General features: G+C 70.7%; 20 protein-coding genes. 8 read left to right on the forward strand and 12 right to left on the reverse strand.

Annotation, left to right across the window (positions count from 1 at the left end; translation table 11 throughout):
* The first annotated feature begins 87 nt into the window (after positions 1-87).
* Genes ABIC53_RS14650 through ABIC53_RS14660 form a run of 3 tightly spaced genes read left to right on the forward strand, consistent with a single transcriptional unit; the run spans position 88 to position 2,511 of the window.
* Positions 88-972 carry a PfkB family carbohydrate kinase gene (locus tag ABIC53_RS14650; RefSeq protein ID WP_274179217.1) on the forward strand — a complete coding sequence of 295 codons (885 nt, stop codon included), beginning with the start codon at positions 88-90 and terminating at the stop codon, positions 970-972.
* Positions 973-976: 4 nt separating this feature from the next.
* Positions 977-1,810: a tRNA pseudouridine(38-40) synthase TruA gene (truA, locus tag ABIC53_RS14655; RefSeq protein ID WP_274179216.1), complete on the forward strand. Its 834-nt coding sequence runs from the start codon at positions 977-979 to the stop codon at positions 1,808-1,810.
* A 32-nt stretch (positions 1,811-1,842) separates the two neighbouring features.
* On the forward strand, positions 1,843-2,511 hold the full coding sequence (locus ABIC53_RS14660; RefSeq protein ID WP_112617802.1) for an endonuclease/exonuclease/phosphatase family protein: 669 nt from the start codon (positions 1,843-1,845) through the stop codon (positions 2,509-2,511).
* A gap of 96 nt (positions 2,512-2,607) precedes the next feature.
* Here ABIC53_RS14660 and ABIC53_RS14665 read toward each other — a convergent pair whose 3' ends face one another.
* The 3 genes from ABIC53_RS14665 to ABIC53_RS14675 all read right to left on the reverse strand — a co-directional run bounded on the left by ABIC53_RS14665 (position 2,608) and on the right by ABIC53_RS14675 (position 5,741).
* Entirely contained in the window at positions 2,608-3,162 is a 555-nt protein-coding gene (locus ABIC53_RS14665) for an LPXTG cell wall anchor domain-containing protein (RefSeq protein ID WP_354452026.1), read from the reverse strand.
* A gap of 222 nt (positions 3,163-3,384) precedes the next feature.
* Complete coding sequence (locus ABIC53_RS14670) at positions 3,385-3,936, reverse strand: cell wall protein (RefSeq protein WP_282501547.1); 552 nt, start codon at positions 3,934-3,936, stop codon at positions 3,385-3,387.
* Between the two features lie 11 nt (positions 3,937-3,947).
* Positions 3,948-5,741, reverse strand: coding sequence for a DUF4012 domain-containing protein (locus ABIC53_RS14675; RefSeq protein ID WP_274179214.1), 1,794 nt, complete (start codon positions 5,739-5,741; stop codon positions 3,948-3,950).
* A gap of 59 nt (positions 5,742-5,800) precedes the next feature.
* Here ABIC53_RS14675 and ABIC53_RS14680 point away from each other — a divergent pair, with 59 nt between their 5' ends.
* The 3 genes from ABIC53_RS14680 to ABIC53_RS14690 all read left to right on the forward strand — a co-directional run bounded on the left by ABIC53_RS14680 (position 5,801) and on the right by ABIC53_RS14690 (position 8,946).
* Complete coding sequence (locus ABIC53_RS14680) at positions 5,801-6,433, forward strand: hypothetical protein (RefSeq protein ID WP_274179213.1); 633 nt, start codon at positions 5,801-5,803, stop codon at positions 6,431-6,433.
* 128 nt (positions 6,434-6,561) lie between these two features.
* A complete protein-coding gene (locus ABIC53_RS14685) occupies positions 6,562-7,323 on the forward strand; it encodes a fructose 1,6-bisphosphatase (protein WP_282501545.1) in 762 nt (253 codons plus the stop codon).
* 126 nt (positions 7,324-7,449) lie between these two features.
* The gene (locus tag ABIC53_RS14690; protein WP_282501544.1) at positions 7,450-8,946 is read left to right on the forward strand and encodes a glycosyltransferase family 2 protein; all 1,497 of its coding nucleotides are present in this window, start codon (positions 7,450-7,452) and stop codon (positions 8,944-8,946) included.
* A 21-nt stretch (positions 8,947-8,967) separates the two neighbouring features.
* Here the strand turns inward: ABIC53_RS14690 and ABIC53_RS14695 are convergent, their stop codons facing one another.
* On the reverse strand, positions 8,968-10,035 hold the full coding sequence (locus tag ABIC53_RS14695) for a response regulator transcription factor (protein ID WP_354452029.1): 1,068 nt from the start codon (positions 10,033-10,035) through the stop codon (positions 8,968-8,970).
* Between the two features lie 80 nt (positions 10,036-10,115).
* Positions 10,116-11,243, reverse strand: a complete 1,128-nt coding sequence (locus ABIC53_RS14700; RefSeq protein ID WP_282501542.1) for a glycoside hydrolase family 6 protein — start codon at positions 11,241-11,243, stop codon at positions 10,116-10,118.
* Between the two features lie 70 nt (positions 11,244-11,313).
* Here ABIC53_RS14700 and ABIC53_RS14705 point away from each other — a divergent pair, with 70 nt between their 5' ends.
* Positions 11,314-12,021 (forward strand): universal stress protein, encoded by a 708-nt coding sequence (locus tag ABIC53_RS14705; RefSeq protein WP_282501541.1) that lies wholly within the window; start codon positions 11,314-11,316, stop codon positions 12,019-12,021.
* The gene (locus tag ABIC53_RS14710) at positions 12,018-12,419 is read left to right on the forward strand and encodes a VanZ family protein (RefSeq protein WP_282501540.1); all 402 of its coding nucleotides are present in this window, start codon (positions 12,018-12,020) and stop codon (positions 12,417-12,419) included. Before ABIC53_RS14705 ends, ABIC53_RS14710 begins: the two co-directional genes overlap by 4 nt.
* Here ABIC53_RS14710 and ABIC53_RS14715 read toward each other — a convergent pair.
* Genes ABIC53_RS14715 through ABIC53_RS14745 form a run of 7 tightly spaced genes read right to left on the reverse strand, consistent with a single transcriptional unit; the run spans position 12,398 to position 17,880 of the window.
* The gene (locus ABIC53_RS14715; RefSeq protein ID WP_348997228.1) at positions 12,398-12,811 is read right to left on the reverse strand and encodes a PLD nuclease N-terminal domain-containing protein; all 414 of its coding nucleotides are present in this window, start codon (positions 12,809-12,811) and stop codon (positions 12,398-12,400) included. The genes ABIC53_RS14710 and ABIC53_RS14715 overlap by 22 nt on opposite strands.
* Positions 12,812-12,858: 47 nt before the next feature.
* Positions 12,859-13,929, reverse strand: coding sequence for a spore photoproduct lyase family protein (locus ABIC53_RS14720; RefSeq protein WP_282501539.1), 1,071 nt, complete (start codon positions 13,927-13,929; stop codon positions 12,859-12,861).
* Positions 13,930-13,937: 8 nt separating this feature from the next.
* Complete coding sequence (locus tag ABIC53_RS14725) at positions 13,938-14,186, reverse strand: hypothetical protein (protein ID WP_023954097.1); 249 nt, start codon at positions 14,184-14,186, stop codon at positions 13,938-13,940.
* Between the two features lie 9 nt (positions 14,187-14,195).
* Positions 14,196-15,026: a metal ABC transporter permease gene (locus ABIC53_RS14730; RefSeq protein WP_378718915.1), complete on the reverse strand. Its 831-nt coding sequence runs from the start codon at positions 15,024-15,026 to the stop codon at positions 14,196-14,198.
* Between the two features lie 41 nt (positions 15,027-15,067).
* Positions 15,068-15,817, reverse strand: a complete 750-nt coding sequence (locus ABIC53_RS14735; protein ID WP_240309772.1) for a metal ABC transporter ATP-binding protein — start codon at positions 15,815-15,817, stop codon at positions 15,068-15,070.
* Positions 15,814-16,755: a metal ABC transporter substrate-binding protein gene (locus ABIC53_RS14740; protein ID WP_274179206.1), complete on the reverse strand. Its 942-nt coding sequence runs from the start codon at positions 16,753-16,755 to the stop codon at positions 15,814-15,816. The genes ABIC53_RS14735 and ABIC53_RS14740 overlap by 4 nt, the downstream gene beginning before the upstream one ends.
* A 9-nt stretch (positions 16,756-16,764) precedes the next feature.
* On the reverse strand, positions 16,765-17,880 hold the full coding sequence (locus ABIC53_RS14745) for a Gfo/Idh/MocA family protein (protein ID WP_274179205.1): 1,116 nt from the start codon (positions 17,878-17,880) through the stop codon (positions 16,765-16,767).
* Between the last annotated feature and the right edge of the window lie 3 nt (positions 17,881-17,883).

The following is a 17,883-nucleotide window of genomic DNA, read 5'->3' on the forward strand; positions in this document are numbered from 1 at the left end:
GTGTAGAGCGGGTGCCTGGGGGCGATGTGGTAGACCGGAGGAGAGGCGCGGATCCCGCGCGGACCGTGTCGTGAGAACAGGTGGAACATGGGCGCTCCCGAGGTGCTGGTGCTGGGTGAGGCGTTGGTCGACATCGTCGAGACCAACGATGGTGTGACCGAGCACGTCGGCGGCAGCCCGGCGAACGTGGCGGTGGGCGTCGCCCGGCTCGGCGTCCCCGCCCGGTTGGCGACGCGGCTCGGACGCGACGAGCGCGGTGAGCGGGTCGCCCGCCACGTGCGCAAGGCCGGCGCCGTGATCGCCGAGGCGTCGTGGACCGACGCCGCCACCGACACGGCGCACGCCCGCATCCGCCCCGATGGCTCGGCGGAGTACACGTTCGAGGTCGCCGGCGTCGTCGAGCCCGCTCCCCGTGGCGATGCCGCCCTCGTGCACACCGGATCGATCGCGCTGTTCCTCGATCCGGGCGGAGAGACCTGTCTCGCGGCCCTCGAGTCGGCCCGCGGGCACGCCGTCGTCACGGTCGACCCCAATATCCGTCCGGCGCTCGTCGGCTCACACGACAGCGCGCACGCGCGCTTCGCGCGTGCGGCCGCCGCGGCCGACCTCGTGAAGCTCAGCGATGAGGATGCCGCGTGGCTCTGGCCCGGCGCCGACTCGCGGACGGTGCTCGAGACCATCGCCGACCTCGGTGCCTCGGCGGTCGTCATGACGCGCGGGGGAGAGGGAGCGATCGGCCGGGCGCCCGACGGTGCGATCGTCGAGGTCGCCGGGGTCGACGTGACCGTGGCCGACACGATCGGCGCGGGCGACTCGTTCATGGCGAGCCTCATCGTCACCCTCGTCGAAAGCGGCGTGCCGGCCCACGGCCAAGCGCTCGCGCAGGCGATGCGGACCGCTGCGCGCGCCGCGGCGATCACGGTGTCGCGGCCGGGGGCGAACCCGCCCTCGCGCGCAGAGCTGGGAGACTGATCGGGTGCGCCTGAGACTGGACATCGCCTACGACGGATCGGGTTTCTCGGGGTGGGCGCGCCAGCCCGGTCTGCGCACCGTGCAGGGGGCGATCGAGGCCGCCGTCAGCCGGGTCCTCGGCGGCGACGCCCAGCTCGTGGTGGCCGGGCGCACCGATGCCGGTGTCCACGCGTCGGGCCAGGTGGCGCACCTCGACCTGAGCGAGGCGCAGGCCGCGAGACTGCGGCGCGGACGCGACCCCGAACCGGCCGCCCTCGCCGCGCGGTTGAACGGCGTGCTCGGGCGCTACGCAGACGTGCACGTGCGGGCGACGTCGGAAGCACCCGCCGGTTTCGATGCGCGGTTCTCGGCGGTCTGGCGACGGTACGCCTATCGGGTCGCCGACCGGACGACCGGATACGATCCGCTCGAGCGCTTCCGCACGACGTTCGTGCCCGTCGCTCTCGACGAGGCCTCGATGGATGCCGCAGCCCGTAGCCTCACCGGGCTGCACGACTTCGCGTCCTACTGCAAGCCGCGCCCCGAGGCGACGACGATCCGCACGCTGCTCGAGTTCGACTGGCGGCGCGACGAGAGCGGCGTGCTGGTCGCGAACGTCAAGGCCGACGCGTTCTGCCACAGCATGGTCCGCGCGCTCGTCGGAGCGTGCGTCGCGGTCGGCGAGGGGCGGCTGGACATCGAGGATGCGGCGGCGCTGCGCGACGAGCGTCAGCGCACCAGCGCCTTCGCGGTGCTCGCCGCTCGCGGGCTCACCCTCACCGAGGTCGGGTACCCCGCCGACGAGCTCCTCGCGGCGCGGGCGGAGCAGACCCGCGCCCGCCGCGCAACAGACACCTGACCGAAAGGAAGCGGGCGTAGCCTGGCGGCACCATGAAGGTCATCTCGTACAACCTGCGCAAGCACCGCGCCGCATCCGAGCTCTCCGAGCTCGTCGAGCAGCACGGTGCCGACGTCCTGTGCCTGCAGGAGGCCGACACCAGCGGCATCCCGGACCGGATTGGCGGCCTGCGGCTGGCCGATGCCACAGCCCGCAACCGGCTCGGACTCGCCGTCTACTACCGCGAGAACACCTACCGCGCCGTCGAGGTGCGTTCGCTCGCGCTGAAGAAGTCGCTGCACGACCGCGTCTTGAAGCCCGCGGAGGAGCGCATGCTCGGTGTTCGGCTGCGCGATATCGACGACGGCCGCGACCTGATCGTCGCGAGCTTCCACGCGGCGCCGCTGACCGCGCTCAACTCGCTGCGCCGCAACCAGATCCAGGCGGCGCTCGGTGCGCTGTCCGAGCTCGGCGCGGGCCTGCCGATCCTCATGGTCGGCGACTACAACTACCCCGTCTTCAAGGAGAACCTTGGGCAGGTGGTGCGCAAGCAGGGGTACGAGCTGACGCTCAGCGATGCCCGCACGTACACGCGGTACAAGTTCTTCCGCGGGCACTACGACTTCGCGACGAGCGTCGGGTTCGACATCTCACGGGTGCAGACGCTGCCGCAGGGGGCGAGCGACCACCTGCCGATCCTGGTCAGTGCTGAACCGGTCTGAGACGCCTGAACCGGTCTGAGACGCCCGAACCGCTCTGAGAACGACGGATGCCCCGGAGCCGAAGCTCCGGGGCATCCGATCATGCGTTGCGCCTGATCAGGCAGCGGCCTCGCCGTTGCGGTGACGGCGGACCGTGCTGGCCACGGCGATGCTGCCGCCGGCGAGGGCGAGAGCGCCACCGCCGATCCACAGGCCGAGGAGAGCGGCGTTGTCGCCACCGGTGGCGGGCAGCGTGCCCGATCCACCGGTGCCGCCGGCGGCGGCCGGAACGGCGATGGTGACGCTGCTCGCGCCGGAGACGGCGCCGTCGGCGGTGAGCGTGTACTCGCCGCTCGCGTTCGCGGGGAGCGTCACCTGGAAGGCGACCTCACCGGCCGCGTTGGCAGCCTTGGTGGTGCTGGTCGAGGTGACCGCGAACTTGACGAACGCGACGCTGCCCGCAGCAGCGTTCTCGCCCGTCAGGGTGCCGGTGACGGTCTCGTTCGGGTCGAAGTTGTTGAAGGCGATCGTCGCGGTGCCGCCGGCGGTGACGGTGACGGACGAGCCGCCCACGGGTGCCGGGGTGTAAGCGTTGGCGATCGCGGGGGCTGCAAAGACAGCCGCTGCTGCGATGGCCGAGGCCGCCGCCGCCTTGATGAGACGGTTCTTCATGAGTCCTGCTTTCCTTGGGGTCATCCGGAGGCTCACACCCAACGGAGAAGTAATACTAAGGATTACGTCAGGAGTGGTCATAGCAAGTATTCAGGGTCTGGGGCCTCTGATGCAAGCTGGAACATTGCGATCGCGTTAACATTTCGCGATCCGGATGCCCGGCGGCGCGCCGTGCATGCGGAAAGACGCGGATTCGGGGTGCGGACGGCACGTCGGGTGCGATCAGATGCGCGCGTCGCGTGCGCGGCGCACAGCGGAGGCGAGCGCGATCGTCGCGCCCGCGGCCACGAGCGCGCCGCCGCCGACCCACAGTCCGAGCGACGTGCGAGCGTCGCCGCCGGTGGCGGGAAGACCGGCCGCGTCGACGACCGAGGCGCTCGCGGTGCCGCCGGCCGACGATGCCGAGATCGCCTCGATGTTGTAGACGCCGACCGCGTCGGAGGGGAAGGTCAGGGCCACGGGGGCCAGCGCGCCCTCCGCGGACGATTCGCGCACCGTGCTGCCGGTGGAAACGGCGAAGGCGACGCGTGCGAACGTGACGCCGGCGCCGTTCTCGCCGCGGACCGTGATGGTCACGGCCTCTTCCGGACCGAACGTGCCCTCGGCGCAGGCGAACTCGACCGTGCCGCCGGCGACGAACGCGCTCGGCGTGGTCGTGCAGGAGTTCGTCGGCGGGTAGATGGTCGCGCCGGTGGCGGCGGACGCCGCGGCCGGCAGCGCGATGATCGCGGCGGCGAGGGTCGCGACGGCGACGAGGGAGACGGTGCGGCGCATGATCGGTGAGTCTATGCGTCGCCGCAACGAGCGACAACAACGGTAGGCCGGTCCGCGTCGACCGTCGGGGTGACGGCGGCTGTCGCCGTCGTCGGACCGCCCTGCGCGACCACGCTCACGGTGGCCGTGACCGACTCGCCGGGCGCGAGATCGGAGGAGAACACCATCACCTGGCGCCCGGCGTGCGAGCCGCCGCCGAAGCCCGCGCCGTCGGATCGGGCCGCAGACGACAGGGCGTAGCCCTCGGGCAGGTACAGGTAGGCGACGGTGCGGGCGACGCCGGCGGGAACGCCGAAGCTGCCGCCGCCGGTGACGTACGACGGGAGCGAGGTCGCGGCATCCGCCGGGGCGTTGTTCGCGATCGTGACCTCGAGCGTCACGGGCGACGAGGTGCGCCCGTCGCCACCCACCGCGCACGTGTCCCAGGCGAGACGGGTGTCGGCGGTGACGTAGTAGTCCATCTTCGAGCCGGTGCCGTCGTTGAGGAACACTCCGAACCCGGCGGTGTCGGCATCGGTGGTCGGCAGCGGACCCGCCAGCGTCGTGTCGGCCAGGACCGCCTGGTCCTCCGGGATCGCGCTCCACAGCAGCAGCCGTCGCTCGTCGCCGGCACGACCGAGCGCGGCGATCAGCTTGGCCGGGTCGGCGCCGCCGGCCGCGAGCCGCTCGAAGACGGCTGCCGACGCCGAGGCGAAGAACGCGTCCTGCTCGCGCGGGCTCTCGTAGCGCGCGTACACGTCGTTCAGGAGCAGTGAGACGGCGTTGTCGGCGGAGATCACATCGCCCGTCGGAAGCTCGATGGGGCCCGTGGCGTCGAGGATGTACGACAGGGCGACGGGGTCGGTCGCGATCACGCCGTCGACGCTCTGCCCGGTCTGGCGCAGCAGCATCTCTCGCGCGAGCGGCCCGCCGACGGAGAAGTCGGGGATCTGCGTGACGTTCTGGATGTAGCGGCCCGGACGCGTCTCGTAGATGCGCTCGACCTCGGCGTCGAGGGGGAGCACCGGCTCGCCGAAGTTCGAGAAATCCGAGGACGAGGCCTGGCCGGCCAGCTCGATCCGGCCGTCGACGGTGCGGACGATCGCCATCGCGCCGACGATGCCGCCCGTCGAGCGCCACTCGGCGTTGTTCTGGAACGCCAAGAGGTAGTTGCGTTCGCCGGAGGCGCCGAGCATCGCGGGCAGGAGCGTGGCGGCGCGGGCGAGAGCGTCCGTTGCCGTGGCGCCCGTGTCGAGGAGGTCGGTGACGTCGTCGACGGCGGCGCGCACCGGGCCGATGAGGGGGGTGTCGTCGAGAGCCCGCACGGATGCCGCGGCGGCGGCCACGGTGTCGGCGCCGGCGCGGGCGGGCTCGGCGATCTCGCGGAACACGGCGGTGTCGATGCGGCCGTCGACCGGTCGGAAGGAATCGGGCGAGAAGGCCGACGCGACATCGGCGAGCGGGAGGAGGCCATCACGCGCGATGTCATCGGCCGCCGCGGCGATCGTGCCGACGGCGTGGAGCTGAGGCCCGACCCAGGGGGTGCCCTCGACGAGCGACCAGACCGGGTCGGACGTGAGCTCGCGCGCCCGCTCGGCGTGGTCGGCGACGTCGTTGATGTGCGGTGCGGCCGCCGCGGGGTCGGCGATCAGATCCACGGCGGTGCGGGCGGATGCCTCGACCTCGCGGAGCTCGCCGTAGGCGAGGGCGCCGCGCACCCCGACCCACGCGGCGATCGCGACGAGGGCGATCAGGAGCGCCCCGGCGAAGGCTGCCAAGACGAGCTGCGTCCGGCGCAGAGGGCGGGGCTGGTCAGCGGTGCGCACCCGATCACTCTAAGGGGCGGGGGCGTGCGTACACTTTGCGAGAGGAAGCGGAGGACTCGATGAAGCGACGCTGGGGGACGGCCGCCGCGACAGCGGTGATGGCTGTGGCTCTCGTGGGATGCGGGCCCGCGCCGTGGAACCTCCCGTCCGGTGACGGCGGCGACGCGAGCAGTCCCGCGCCCTCTCCGAGCGTCTCGCGCACCGCCGTACCGCCACCGGTGCCGAACGACCTCTCGAGCGGGTCGACCGAGCGCCAGGTGACTGCCGGCGCCGTGACCGGGTCGCTCAACTACTGGTCGGACCTGTCGATGGATCGGTGGTCGGCGACGGCCCTCAAACCGGTCAGCCTGTCGCTCGTGACCACCGTCAGTCCCGACGACGGACAGAAGGTCTACCTGCAGAAGGCGACGATGATCGCCGTCCCCGGCAACGCCCAGGGCGACCTCAGCCCGCTCGCGCCGACGTCGGACCAGTCGGCCACGAACCCGGGCTACCTCGTGCTCTCGCCCTACAGCTACTCGCAGACCTTCTACGTCGGAGAGGTGCCGCCCGAGGCGACGTTCGTGACCATCCGGTTCACCTACGACTTCCTCGTGCAGACGACGCCGACCTCCGACGAGTTCGCGAAGCAGACCGCGACCGACAGCATCACCGTCGCGATCGCGGCGGCATCCGAGGCCGACGGCGGGTGAAACCTCAAGGTCGCCGCAAGGCAACCTGAAGAGATCGGAAAGCGGCCGGGATCGCGTCGGCCGGGGTGCTTGTATGGCGAGGCCCGCGGCATCCGACGCTGGTCCCGCCTTGAGAAACCCGGTCTGCCATGTCTCCGCGCCGCACACCCGCATCCCGCACTCGTGCCCTCCGCACCGCCGTGTCGGCGGGCGCCATCGCTCTCTCGCTCGTCGCCCTGTCGGGCTGCTCGCAGCTGACCGGGATGATCAACTCGGTCCAGGGCGAGCCGGTGTCGGCGGTTCCGGCCCCCGCGCCGTCGCAGTCGCCCGCCATGGCCTTCAACTCGCAGTTCACCTACGACGGTTCGGTCTCGCTCTCCTCCGACGTGGCGCAGGACCTCGAGCTTCGACTCGACGTGTGGGCTCAGGACCCCAAGCGGACGCAGGAGTGGACTCCCGGCGCCGAGAAGACGTTCGGCTTCGCCGTCAACGTCCACGACAACCGCGTCGACGAGAAGTCGGTCCTCTCGCAGAAGCGACGCGTGTTCATCTCGTCGATCTCGATCACCTCGCAGACCGCGCAGACCTCGGGCCAGGTGCAGAGCCCGTTCCAGTTCAGCGCCGACCCGCGCACGCTCGTTCCCAGTGACACGATCCGTTCTGACCGCGGGCTGCTGCTCAACAGCTTCCAGGGCGGGCTCTACGTGCCCGAGACGGTCATCCACGGGCTGCCGGCCGACACCTACGGCATGACGCTCGAGTTCGCGATGACCGTCTGGGTCGAGGGCAACGCCAACGACGACGCCAGCTTCACCCAGCAGACGGTGTACCAGTACCTGCCGGTCGCGATCTCCAGCGAGGAGCAGGCGGCGGATGCCGCTCCCGCGCCGGCTCCCACCGCGACTCCCTGACCGTCAGACGCCCCGAATTCCTTGCGCAGAAATTGCGGTTGACTTCGTCCTCTCTGAACACGGCGCGTTCCAGAATGGATCCCGGCGGGCAACAGCCGCCCATCACCTCGCACAGGATGTGACCGCATGACTCAGACGCCGTACACGCCGTACACGCCCAGCCCGGCGTTCGGCCAGCAGCAGCACCCCGCCCCGCAGGCGCCGGTGCAGCTGGCCGACCACTTCGAGACGGCGTTCCCCGACGACTTCGAGTCGGTCCTCGAGAACACGACGGTCCACCGTTCCACCATCGGCTGCGTCATCCCGGCGTACAACGAGGAGGAGTCGATCGCCGACGTGATCGAGGGCCTGCTCGCCCAGACGCGCGTGCCGGACGTCATCCACGTCATCGCGAACAACACCTCCGACAACACGGTGAAGATCGCGGCCGGGTACGCCGGGCCGCACGAGGTCACGACCGAGCTCGGCACGCAGTTCACCGAGGTCTTCGTCCACGACATCGGCAAGAACCCCGACAAGAAGGTCGGGGCGCTCAACTACGGCTACTCGCTCGTGGAGGGGTACGACTACCTGCTCGGCGTGGACGGCGACACGATCGCCGACCGGCGCGCGGTCGAGTACCTGGAGTCGGAGGCGGTCGGCGATTCGCGCATCGGCGGCATCTCGGCCATCTACTCGATCGACGACAAGCCCATCAAGGGAACGATCGCCAAGTTCCTCATCGCCGGTCAGCGCACGCAGTTCGCGGCCTTCAACATGCAGAACCTGCTGCGCGGACGCAACATGGCCGTCCTCGGCGGGCAGTTCTCGATCTTCTCGACGAACGCGCTGCGCGACGCGATGAAGCAGAACCACCAGTCGACGCCCTGGGTGAAGGACTCCGAGGTCGAGGACTCGCTGCTGTCGCTGCAGATCAAGAGCGCGGGCTACCTGACGAAGATCAGCCCGTATGCCCGCGCCAACGTCGGCGGCATGACGACCCTCAAGGGGTACGACGCGCAGCAGGTGAAGTGGACCTACGGCGCCATCGAGCTGATGTGGCCGGGCCAGCGCGGCGACACGAAGGGACAGCCCTTCCACCCGAACCTGCGACTGCGCTGGTTCGAGAACTTCGGGATGCTGACGAACCTGTTCGTGCGCGTCGCGTTCCTCATCCTGCTCGCCGGCTCGCTGTCGATCAGCGCGTTCGTCTTCTCGCCGCTGTGGCTGATCCCGCCGCTCGTCGCCGTGCTGCTGAACCTCCGCATGGCCCGCAGCATCAAGGACCACAACCAGCGCGACATCCTCTTCGCGATCCTCGTCTTCCCCGCGGAGGCGTTCATGTGGATCAGGCTCGGCCACTTCATGCGCTCGTGGTCGCGGTTCCTGTCGAAGAAGAAGGTCGACAACTGGGCGATGCAGGCCAAGGCCGAGAGCGGTGGCGGCAGCATCGGTCACTGGATGCCGATGGTCATCCTCGCCGCCGTGCTGCTGGCGATGGCCGTGGTCTGGAACCTCATCGGACCCGTCGCGCAGTCGTCGATCCTGTGGATCGGATGGCCGATCGTCGGCGTCGTGACCGTGCTGCAGACGCTGCTGATGTTCTCGAAGCTCGTCCGTCGTCAGAACGGCTACAAGGTCTGAACCGGATGCCGGTCTGAGCGATCAGACCGCTGCGTTCTCCGACGTCATGCGGTACCCGACGCCCCGAACCGTCTCGATGTAGCGCGGGGTCGTCGGGTTGTCGCCGAGCTTCCGGCGCAGGTTCGTCATGTGCGCCTCGATCGCCCGCTTGTCCGCCTCGCCGACGAAGTAGCTCGTGACGTAGGACTCACCGCGCAGGACGAGCGTCAGGTCGGCCTTCGACCGCACGCGGCGCTTCGAGGCCATCAGGGTCGAGAGCAGATCGAACTCGGTGCGCGTGAGGTCCAGCTCGCGTCCGGACACGTAGGCCAGCCGCGTGTCGGTGTCGACCTGCAGGTCGCGGTGCGCGAGCCAGTGCTCTCCCGCGGCCGGCACGAGGTCGCCGGCGGGCTGGTGAACGACGAGGTCGGCGCCGGCCGTCGGGACCGGGGCGGGCATCGGGGCGTCGCTCGGGTGGTGGACGATGACCTGCTGCGGTGGCACCTGCTGGGGCGGCACCTGCTGGGGCGGCGCGGGCTGCTGCGGCATCGGCTGTTGCGGGGCCGCGCCGGGGAAACGGGCGAGGTACTCCTCGTACGACATCGGCGCAGCCTCGGCGGGTGCCGGTGCCGGTGCCGGTGCCGCTGGTGGCGCCGGGGTGAAGGCCGCGGGGCGGGCGCCCGGGAAGGAGGGTCCGACCGAATCCTGCTGCGGAGTCTGCTGGGGCGCGGCGGCGCGCGGGCGTCGCAGCAGCGCGTCCACGCGCGCACGGAACTCGCGCGGGCGGAACGGCTTGACGATGTACTCGTCGGCGCCGGAGCCCAGACCGAGGACGACATCCGCCTCTTCGGACAGGCCGGTGAGCATGATGATGTACGTGTCGCTCTGGGCGCGGATGCGTCGGGCGGCCTCGAAGCCGTCGATGCCGGGCATGTTGACGTCGAGGGTCGTCAGCAGCGGGCGGTACGACAGCACGGCCTGGATGCCGTCGATGCCGTTGCCCACCGAGACGGTGGAGAAGCCGGCCGCCTCGAGCACCTCGACGAGGAGATGGCGGATGTCGGGATCGTCCTCGACGATGACCGCCGTCTTCAGCTGCTCGGACATCATGCTCGACACTCGTCTCCCTCAGGTTCGGGTTATTTTGCCACACGCAAAGGACGAGGTAGTTCCCGGGCGCGGTCGGCGGGTCAGGGCGCGACGCCGCGGGTGAGCTCGACGGCCCCGGCGGGCCACCACACGCCGGCGTCCGGGCCGCCGTTGCACGGCCCGTCGCTCTCTCCCGGCGGCTTGATCCACAGGTTCGTGTCGACGACGTCGTCGCCGTAGGTGCCGCTCGGGTCGCCCACGGCGCGTCCCGGCGGATTGCACCACTCGTCGTCACCGGGAGCGCCTGCGCCGTTGCGCGAGGTGTCGACGAGGGCGTGCATGCCGCCGAGCCGATCGGACAGGGCGTGGGCGTAGGCGAACTCGTCGTACGTGTCGTTGAAGTTCGATACGTTCGTCACGAAGCCGCGGACGCCCGAGACCGCGACCCGCTCGACGAGCTCGGCCATCGCGTCGGCGCCGAGCCAGTTCGAATGCCCGCCGTCGACGTACACCCAGGTGTCCGTGCCCGTGAGGCGGCCGAGGGCGCCGCGCAGCTGGTCGACGCGTTCGTCGACGTTGCCGCACTGGGGCGCGAGCGCGAGGCTGTCGGGCTCGACGATGACGACCTTCTTCACGTCCGGAACCGACCGCAGGGCCGTGCCGATCTGCGTCGTCCACGTCTCGTAGTCCGCCTCGTCGAGGCCGCCCGCGGAGTGATTGCCGCAGTCGCGTCCGGGGAGGCCGTAGACGACGACGGCCATCGCCGTATCCGTCTCGCGGGCCTCCTGTGCGATGTTGAGCACGCGCTCGCCGACCTCGCCGATGGGGTCCTGTTCGGGGGTGAGCCAGTACGCCGTCGGCTGGGCGGCGAGGTACCGGGCGGCGGCGACCTCGTCGGCCGAGCCGCCCTCGGCGACGGCGCGCGCGGCCTTCGACTCCGCGGGCGCGACGAAAGCGGTGCCCACGCCCGGGGGTCTCGCCGTGAGCGCCTGCACCCCGCCCATCACGAGGGAGACCGCCAGGGCGATCCCGGCGACGATGAGGGCGACGGCGGCGACGATGATCGCGATCCATGCCCAGCGAGGCAGCCGACGTCGCCGGCGAGGGGGCCGAGGCGGTGCGGGCCGTTCGGGACGCGGCGGCGCTTCGTAGTGGCCGCTCACGACATAGGGGCCGGCATCGCGACCGGCATCGGGATGCGATGCATCGGAGCCGGGTCGCTGTGCCACGGACTGACTCTAACCGCTGGCGACCGCGAGGCCCATCGTGCCGGTCCGCCGTGGCCGATACCCTGGGGCCATGGGCGACGTGATCCTGGGAGTGACCGACGCGACCGGCGCGGGGGCGCGCGAATGGGCGGTGCGCCGGGCCGAGGCGCTCGGCCTCGCGCTGCGTGAGCTGCTGATCGCCCCGACGCGCGACGATGTCGATCGGGTCGCCGCGGCCACGGCGGATGCCGAGATCCTCGTGCTCCCCGAAGAGCACGGTCATCCGTATCGCACGCTCATCGCGCACGCGCACTGCCCGATCGCGATCGTGCCCGACCACCGCAGCAGCGACGACGGGGCTCCCGCCGTGGCGAGGGAGGGCGTGCTCGTCGGCGTCGACGCGTCGGACGTCTCGGCCCGCGCTCTCGACTTCGCCGCTCGCGAGGCTCAGCGAACGGGGCAGCCGCTCGTGGCGCTCGCGGCATGGGAGCCGGTCTCGGTCGGCACGGAGCCGGGCCTCGACCTCTGGACGGGGCCGATGCCGGTCGACCTGACGGAAGCGACCGCCGGGATGCTCGACCGCATGCTCGAGCCGGTGCGCGCGGAACACCCGCAGCTCGAGGTGCGCACGCGCATCGACGTCGGCGACGCCTCGACGCTCATCGAGGACGCCTCCCGCGGCGCCACGCTGACGGTCGTCGGCTCGCACGGTCGTACCGGGCTGTCACGTCTGCTGCTCGGGTCGGTCAGCGAGCGCGTGGCCTCGCACGTCGGCTCTCCGACCGTCATCGTGCGGTGACGCGCGCCGCGCGAGTCCTGCTCGCCGGCTACGTCGTCGTCCTCGCGCTCATCGCGTTCTGGCCGACGCCCGTCGACCGCGACGCCGGCCCGATCCTCCGGGCGATCACCTCGGCCGTGCCGTGGCTGACCTATGCCCGCATCGAGTTCGCCGCCAACATCGCCCTGTTCGTCCCGTTCGGGTGGTGCGCGGCCCGGGGCTGGCCCCGCTGGCAGGCGTACGTCATTCCCGCCGGGCTCATCATCTCCGCCGTAATCGAGGTGGCGCAGGGCGTTCTGCTCGCACAGCGGACCGCGAGCGTGTGGGATGTCGTGGCCAACACCCTCGGCGCGACCGCCGGCTGGCTGCTCGCCCGCGGGCGGGTCGTCGGGCGGCGTCAGCCGGCCTCGGGCGACTGAGGCCCCTCCGACGACGAGGAGCCGCCGCGCGCACGGCGCCGCCGGACCTCGGCCTCGAGCTCGGCGATCTCGATCTCGCGTTCGAGGTCGGCGAGCTGCTGCGCGGTCGTGCGGTAGTCGCGGGGCTGCGGACGGCTCGCGGGCGCGGGCGGTGCCGGCTCGTCCCGCGACCACCGGCGCGGGTCGCCGAAGCTCATCGACTCCCGCGGGGCCCTGTCCCACTCGCGCCCGAGGGTGAACCAGAGCACGGAGCCCACGAACGGCAAGAAGATGATGAACAGCACCCAGGCGAACTTGGGCAGGTGCTTGACCTGGTCTTCGCGGCGGGTGATCGCGTCGACGAGGGCGGCGACCATCAGGACGAAGACGAGCAGGGGAAGCAGCAGATACACCCCGCCAGGGTGGCGCAGATCCGCGCGGTCGCGCAAGGGAGGGGGGATCAGAACGCGTAGCGGATGCGGCACGACGGCAGCTCGCGCTCGATGAGAGCGCAGAGTGTCGCGACGGCCTCGCCCTTGAGCGGTGAGCGGTACCGGACGTTGATGGCGCCGTTCTGCGAGCGTTTGGTCTCCTGCATCCGCGGGGTCCACAGCAGGTCTTCGCCGCGCGGATGCCACCCGAGGTTGACCTCGTGCAGCCCCTCGTTGTGGGTGAGCATGATGATCTCGCACGCCAGCTGCGCCTTGGCGCGGTCGGAGAGCACGTCGTTCAGCTCGCGCAGCAGCGCGGTCCAGTCGGCCACCCAGGTCGGGGTGAGGATGACGGGCGAGAAGTTCAGGTGCACTTCGTAGCCGGCCTCGACGAAGTCGTTGATCGCGGCGATCCGCTCGGCGACCGGCGACGTCCGGATGTCGGTCACTTTCGCCGTGTCGTGCGGCATGAGCGAGAAGCGGATGCGGGTTCGCCCGAGCGGGTCCCAGTCGAGCAGGTCGCGATTGACGTACTTCGTCGCGAACGAGGCCTTGGCCGTCGGCGACATCCGGAACAGCTCGCACAGATCGCGGACGTTCTCGCTGATCATCGCGTCGACCGAGCAGTCGCTGTTCTCGCCGATGTCGTAGACCCACGCCTCGGGGTCGCACTGGTTCGGCTCGGTCTTGGGGCCCTGCCGGGAGATGTGCCGTGCGAGATGGCGCGAGATCTCGTCGATGTTCGCGAACACGGTCACGGGGTTGCTGTAGCCCTTGCGTCGCGGCACGTAGCAGTAGGAGCAGGCCATGGCGCAGCCGTTCGCCGTCGACGGCGCGATGAAGTCGGCCGAGCGGCCGTTGAGGCGGGTCGCGACCGACTTCTTCACACCGAGCACGAGCGCCTCGGTCTTGATCCGCACCCAGCGGCGCACGTTCGTCTCGTCGCCGTGGATCTCGGGAACGAGCCAGTGCGAGTCGATCGGCACGATCTCGGCATCGGGCCACCGCGCCACGATCTCCTGCCCGCGGGGCAGCGCGAGCGCGGCCTCCTCGGCGTAGATGCGGCTGATCTGCAGCAGCGGGGCCCGATCCCGGGACATCCGGCCGGTCAGCCGGCCTGCTCGAGCTCGATCTCGCCGGCGGCGAGGGCGTCGGCGTACGTGCGGACGTCGGGGCCGGGCTCCCAGTCGATGAACTTGTCCTTCATGTGGCTGACGAGCGCGGCGTAGGCCTTGTCGGCGTCGTTCGCGTCATCGGTCGCGGCGACGGCGGCGACGGCATCCTGCAGGACACGGTCGGCGTCGTCGAGCACCTTCTGGCGGGCTTCGTCGTTCCAGTGGATCTCGCTGATCTTCATAGCGGCACGCTAGCCAGCGGGAACGGATTCGGCGACGGACTTGCGCGAGGCCATCCGACGCCCGATGATCCCGTGTCTCGGGCTGAAGAGGTAGACCGCGGCGAACACGACGCCCTGCACGAGCACGACGAGTCCGCCCGACGAGGCGTCCACCCAGTAGCTCAGGTAGATGCCGACGATCGAGGATGCCGCCGAGAGCACCGGCGCGATGACGAGCATGCGGCCGAAGCGGTCGGTGAGCAGGTGCGCCGTGGCTCCCGGGATGATGAGCATCGCGACGACGAGCACGACGCCCACGACCTGGAGCGCGACGACCGCGGTCAGCGCGAGCACGCCCAGGAGCAGCCCCGAGAGGAGCCGGGGCGAGAGCCCGATCGCGAAGGTGTGGATCGGATCGAAGGCGAACAGCGTGAGGTCGCGGCGCTTGACGAACAGGATTGCGAAGGCCACTGCGGCCAGGACCGCGATCTGCACGAGGTCGCCGGTGGAGACCCCGAGGACGTTGCCGAACAGGATGTGGTTGAGGTCGGTCTGGCTCGGCGTGACCGAGATGAGCACGAGGCCGAGCGCGAACAGCGTCGTGAACACGATGCCGATGGCGGCATCCTCCTTGACGCGGCTCGTGCCCCGGATGATGCCGATGAGGGCGACCGCGAGGAACCCGAACACGAGGGCACCGATCGCGAAGGGGGCGCCGAGGACGTACGCGAGCACGACGCCGGGCAGCACCGCGTGACTCACGGCGTCGCCCATGAGCGACCAGCCGATGAGGACGAGCCAGCACGACAGGACGGCACAGACGATCGCGGCGATCGCCGTGGCCGAAAGGGCGCGCAGCATGAACTCGTACCGGAGAGGTTCGAGCAGGATGTCGATGAGGTTCACGGGCGCTCCTCGATGGTCAGGCCGAAGGCGCGCGCGAGCAGCTCGGGGCGGAGCGCCTCGTCGACGGCTCCCTGGAAGACGACGCGGCGCAGCAGCAGCACGGCTTCGTCGGCGAGCGAGGGGAGGGCGTGCAGGTCATGGGTGGAGACCAGCACGGTGCGGCCGTCGGCCGCGATCTCGCGGAGCAGACGCACGATCGTCGCCTCAGACTTCTTGTCGACTCCTGCGAAGGGCTCGTCGAGGAGCAGGACGCCGGCATCCTGGGCGATGCCGCGTGCGACGAACGCGCGTTTGCGCTGCCCGCCCGACAGCCGGCCGATCTGGCGGTCGGCGAGGTCGCCCAGTTCGACCCGCTCGAGGGCAGCGTCGACGGCGCGATGGTCCTCGGGGCGCGGGCGGCGGGTGAGGCCGAGGCGACCGTACCGGCCCATCATCACGACGTCTCGCACCGAGACCGGGAAGGTCCAGTCGACGTCCTCGCTCTGGGGCACGTAGCCGATGACGCCGCGGCGGCGGGCGACCGCGGGGGTCTGACCGGCGATGCTCACCCGGCCGCTCGCGGGACGGACGAGACCCGTGATCGACTTGAACAGCGTCGACTTGCCCGATCCGTTCATGCCGATAAGCGCGGTCACGCGGCCGGGCGTGACGGTGAGGTCGACGTCGTCGAGCGCCACGATGTCGCGGTAGCGCACCGAGACTCCGGTGACCTCGATTCCCGGGGACGCGCCGGCCACGCCGCTCACGAGGCGCTCCCGGTCAGCGCCGCCGTGATCGTCTCGGCGTCGTGGCGGAGCAGGTCGAGGTAGGTCGGCACGGGGCCGTCCTGCTCGGAGAGCGAGTCGACGTAGAGGGTGCCGCCGAAGACGGCATCCGTCGCCTCGACGACCTGCTGCATCGGGCGGTCCGAGACCGTCGACTCGCAGAACACGGCGGGCACGTCATTGTCGTCGACGAACTCGATCGTCTGCCGGATCTGCTGGGGTGTCGCCTGCTGCTCGGCGTTGACGGGCCAGATGTAGGCCTCGGTGAGCCCGGCATCTCGAGCGAGGTACGAGAAGGCCCCTTCGCACGTCACGAGCGCGCGCTGCTCGACGGGCACCGTCTCGAGGTCGGCGACGAGATCGTCGTGGATGCGCTGCAGCTCGTCGTTGTAGGCGGCACCGTTCGCGGCGTAGGCGTCGGCTCCCGCGGGATCGAGCTCGCTGAACGCCGCGACGATGTTCTCGACGTACAGCTGCACGTTCAGGGGGCTCATCCAGGCGTGGGGGTTGGGCTTGCCGGCGTAGGCGTCTCCGGTGATGTCGATCGTCTCGACGCCCTCGGACACGACGGCGTGCGGTGCGTCGGCGGTCTCGACGAACCGCGCGAACCATGACTCGAGGCCCAGCCCGTTGTCGAGGATCAGGTCGGCGTCGGACGCCGCCGCGATATCGCGCGGGGTGGGCTCGTAGCCGTGGATCTCGGCCCCGGCCTTCGTGATCGATCGCACATCGAGTCGGTCTCCCGCGACGTTGCGGGCGATGTCGGCGAGCACCGTGAACGTCGTCAGCACGACGGGCCGGTCGCCCGACGGTTCGCCGGCGACGTCGGCGTTCGAGCCCGTCGCGCAGCCCGCGAGGAGCGCAGCCGTCGCCCCCAGGGCGACCAGCGCGGAAAGGCGGCGAGGTCGATTTTTCGGCATACCGAAAAATTACCCGCTGGCCTCCCGGGCGTGCAATTCCTCGTCGACGACATCGGCCCAGGGTTGACGCGTCGAACGCACGGTGTTACCGGACTCGGCCGCCTGCTGCATCAGCAGCGCGAGGTAGTGGTCCTGGCTGGCCTCGGCCAGCGAGTAGAACGGCGCGTGCCCGTCCATGGCGCCCGGCATGCCGTCGAGCATCCGCGCGATCGCGATCTCGTCGTCGTTGAGGCGGGCCGGGAGGAAGGGGTTGCGGAAGACCCACTGGTCGCCGAGGAGGATGCCGCGCAGGAACATCCCCTCCAGGTTGCCGCCCTCGCCCGTCATGACCCGTCGCAGCGAGTCGACGACGGGCTCGTCGAACCGGCGGAGGTGGCGCACCTCGCCATTCTCGATCTCGCCGCGCTCGCCGCGGATCAGCAGGCGGTTGCCGCGGATCCACGAGAAGTACTGCTCGCCGGCGAAGTCGTACACGCCCAGGCGGTCGCCGAACGCGAACCGTGCCGTGGTCTGCGTCGCGGTGACGATCCGCTCCTCGGTGGGGTCGCCGTCGCGGCCCGGGCCCGCCACGAGCGGAGACCGGAAGACGGATGCCGTGATCTCGGTCTCGTCGGCCCCGATGCCGAGCGCTCGCCGCATGACGCTGACGCCGTGATAGTCGTGGCACTGCGCGACGAGTGCCTGTGACGGGGTGCCCAGCCGTCCGGAACGGGCCACCGCGAGCTGTGCCGACAGTAGCGGCGACAGGTGGTACTGCTCGGCGACCTGCACCGTCGGCATCCCGGGGCGGGCGAGGTGCTCCCACAGGTCGACGAGGTCGTCGATCCCGGCGGCGGGCGGTGTCTCGGTCAGGACCGGGATGCCGCGGTCGGCGAGGTCGACGATGATCCCGGGCGCCACGTCGCGCGGCACCGAGACGACGACGAAGTCGGGGGTGCCGTCGGCGAGCAGAGCGTCGAGGTCGCTGTAGCCGCGGACACCCCACCGGTTCTCGATCTCGGCCGCGGTCGCCGCGCTGCGGGTGACGAGGCCGGAGATGCGGAACCGCTCGGGAAGGGCGGCGGCGATGCGCAGGAAGAAGTCACTGCGCCAGCCGCTGCCGACGATGGCGAAGGTGAGGGTCATCGG

Origin of the sequence: Microbacterium sp. 1262, from assembly GCF_040544895.1 — a bacterium.
GTDB classification, from domain to species: domain Bacteria; phylum Actinomycetota; class Actinomycetes; order Actinomycetales; family Microbacteriaceae; genus Microbacterium; species Microbacterium plantarum.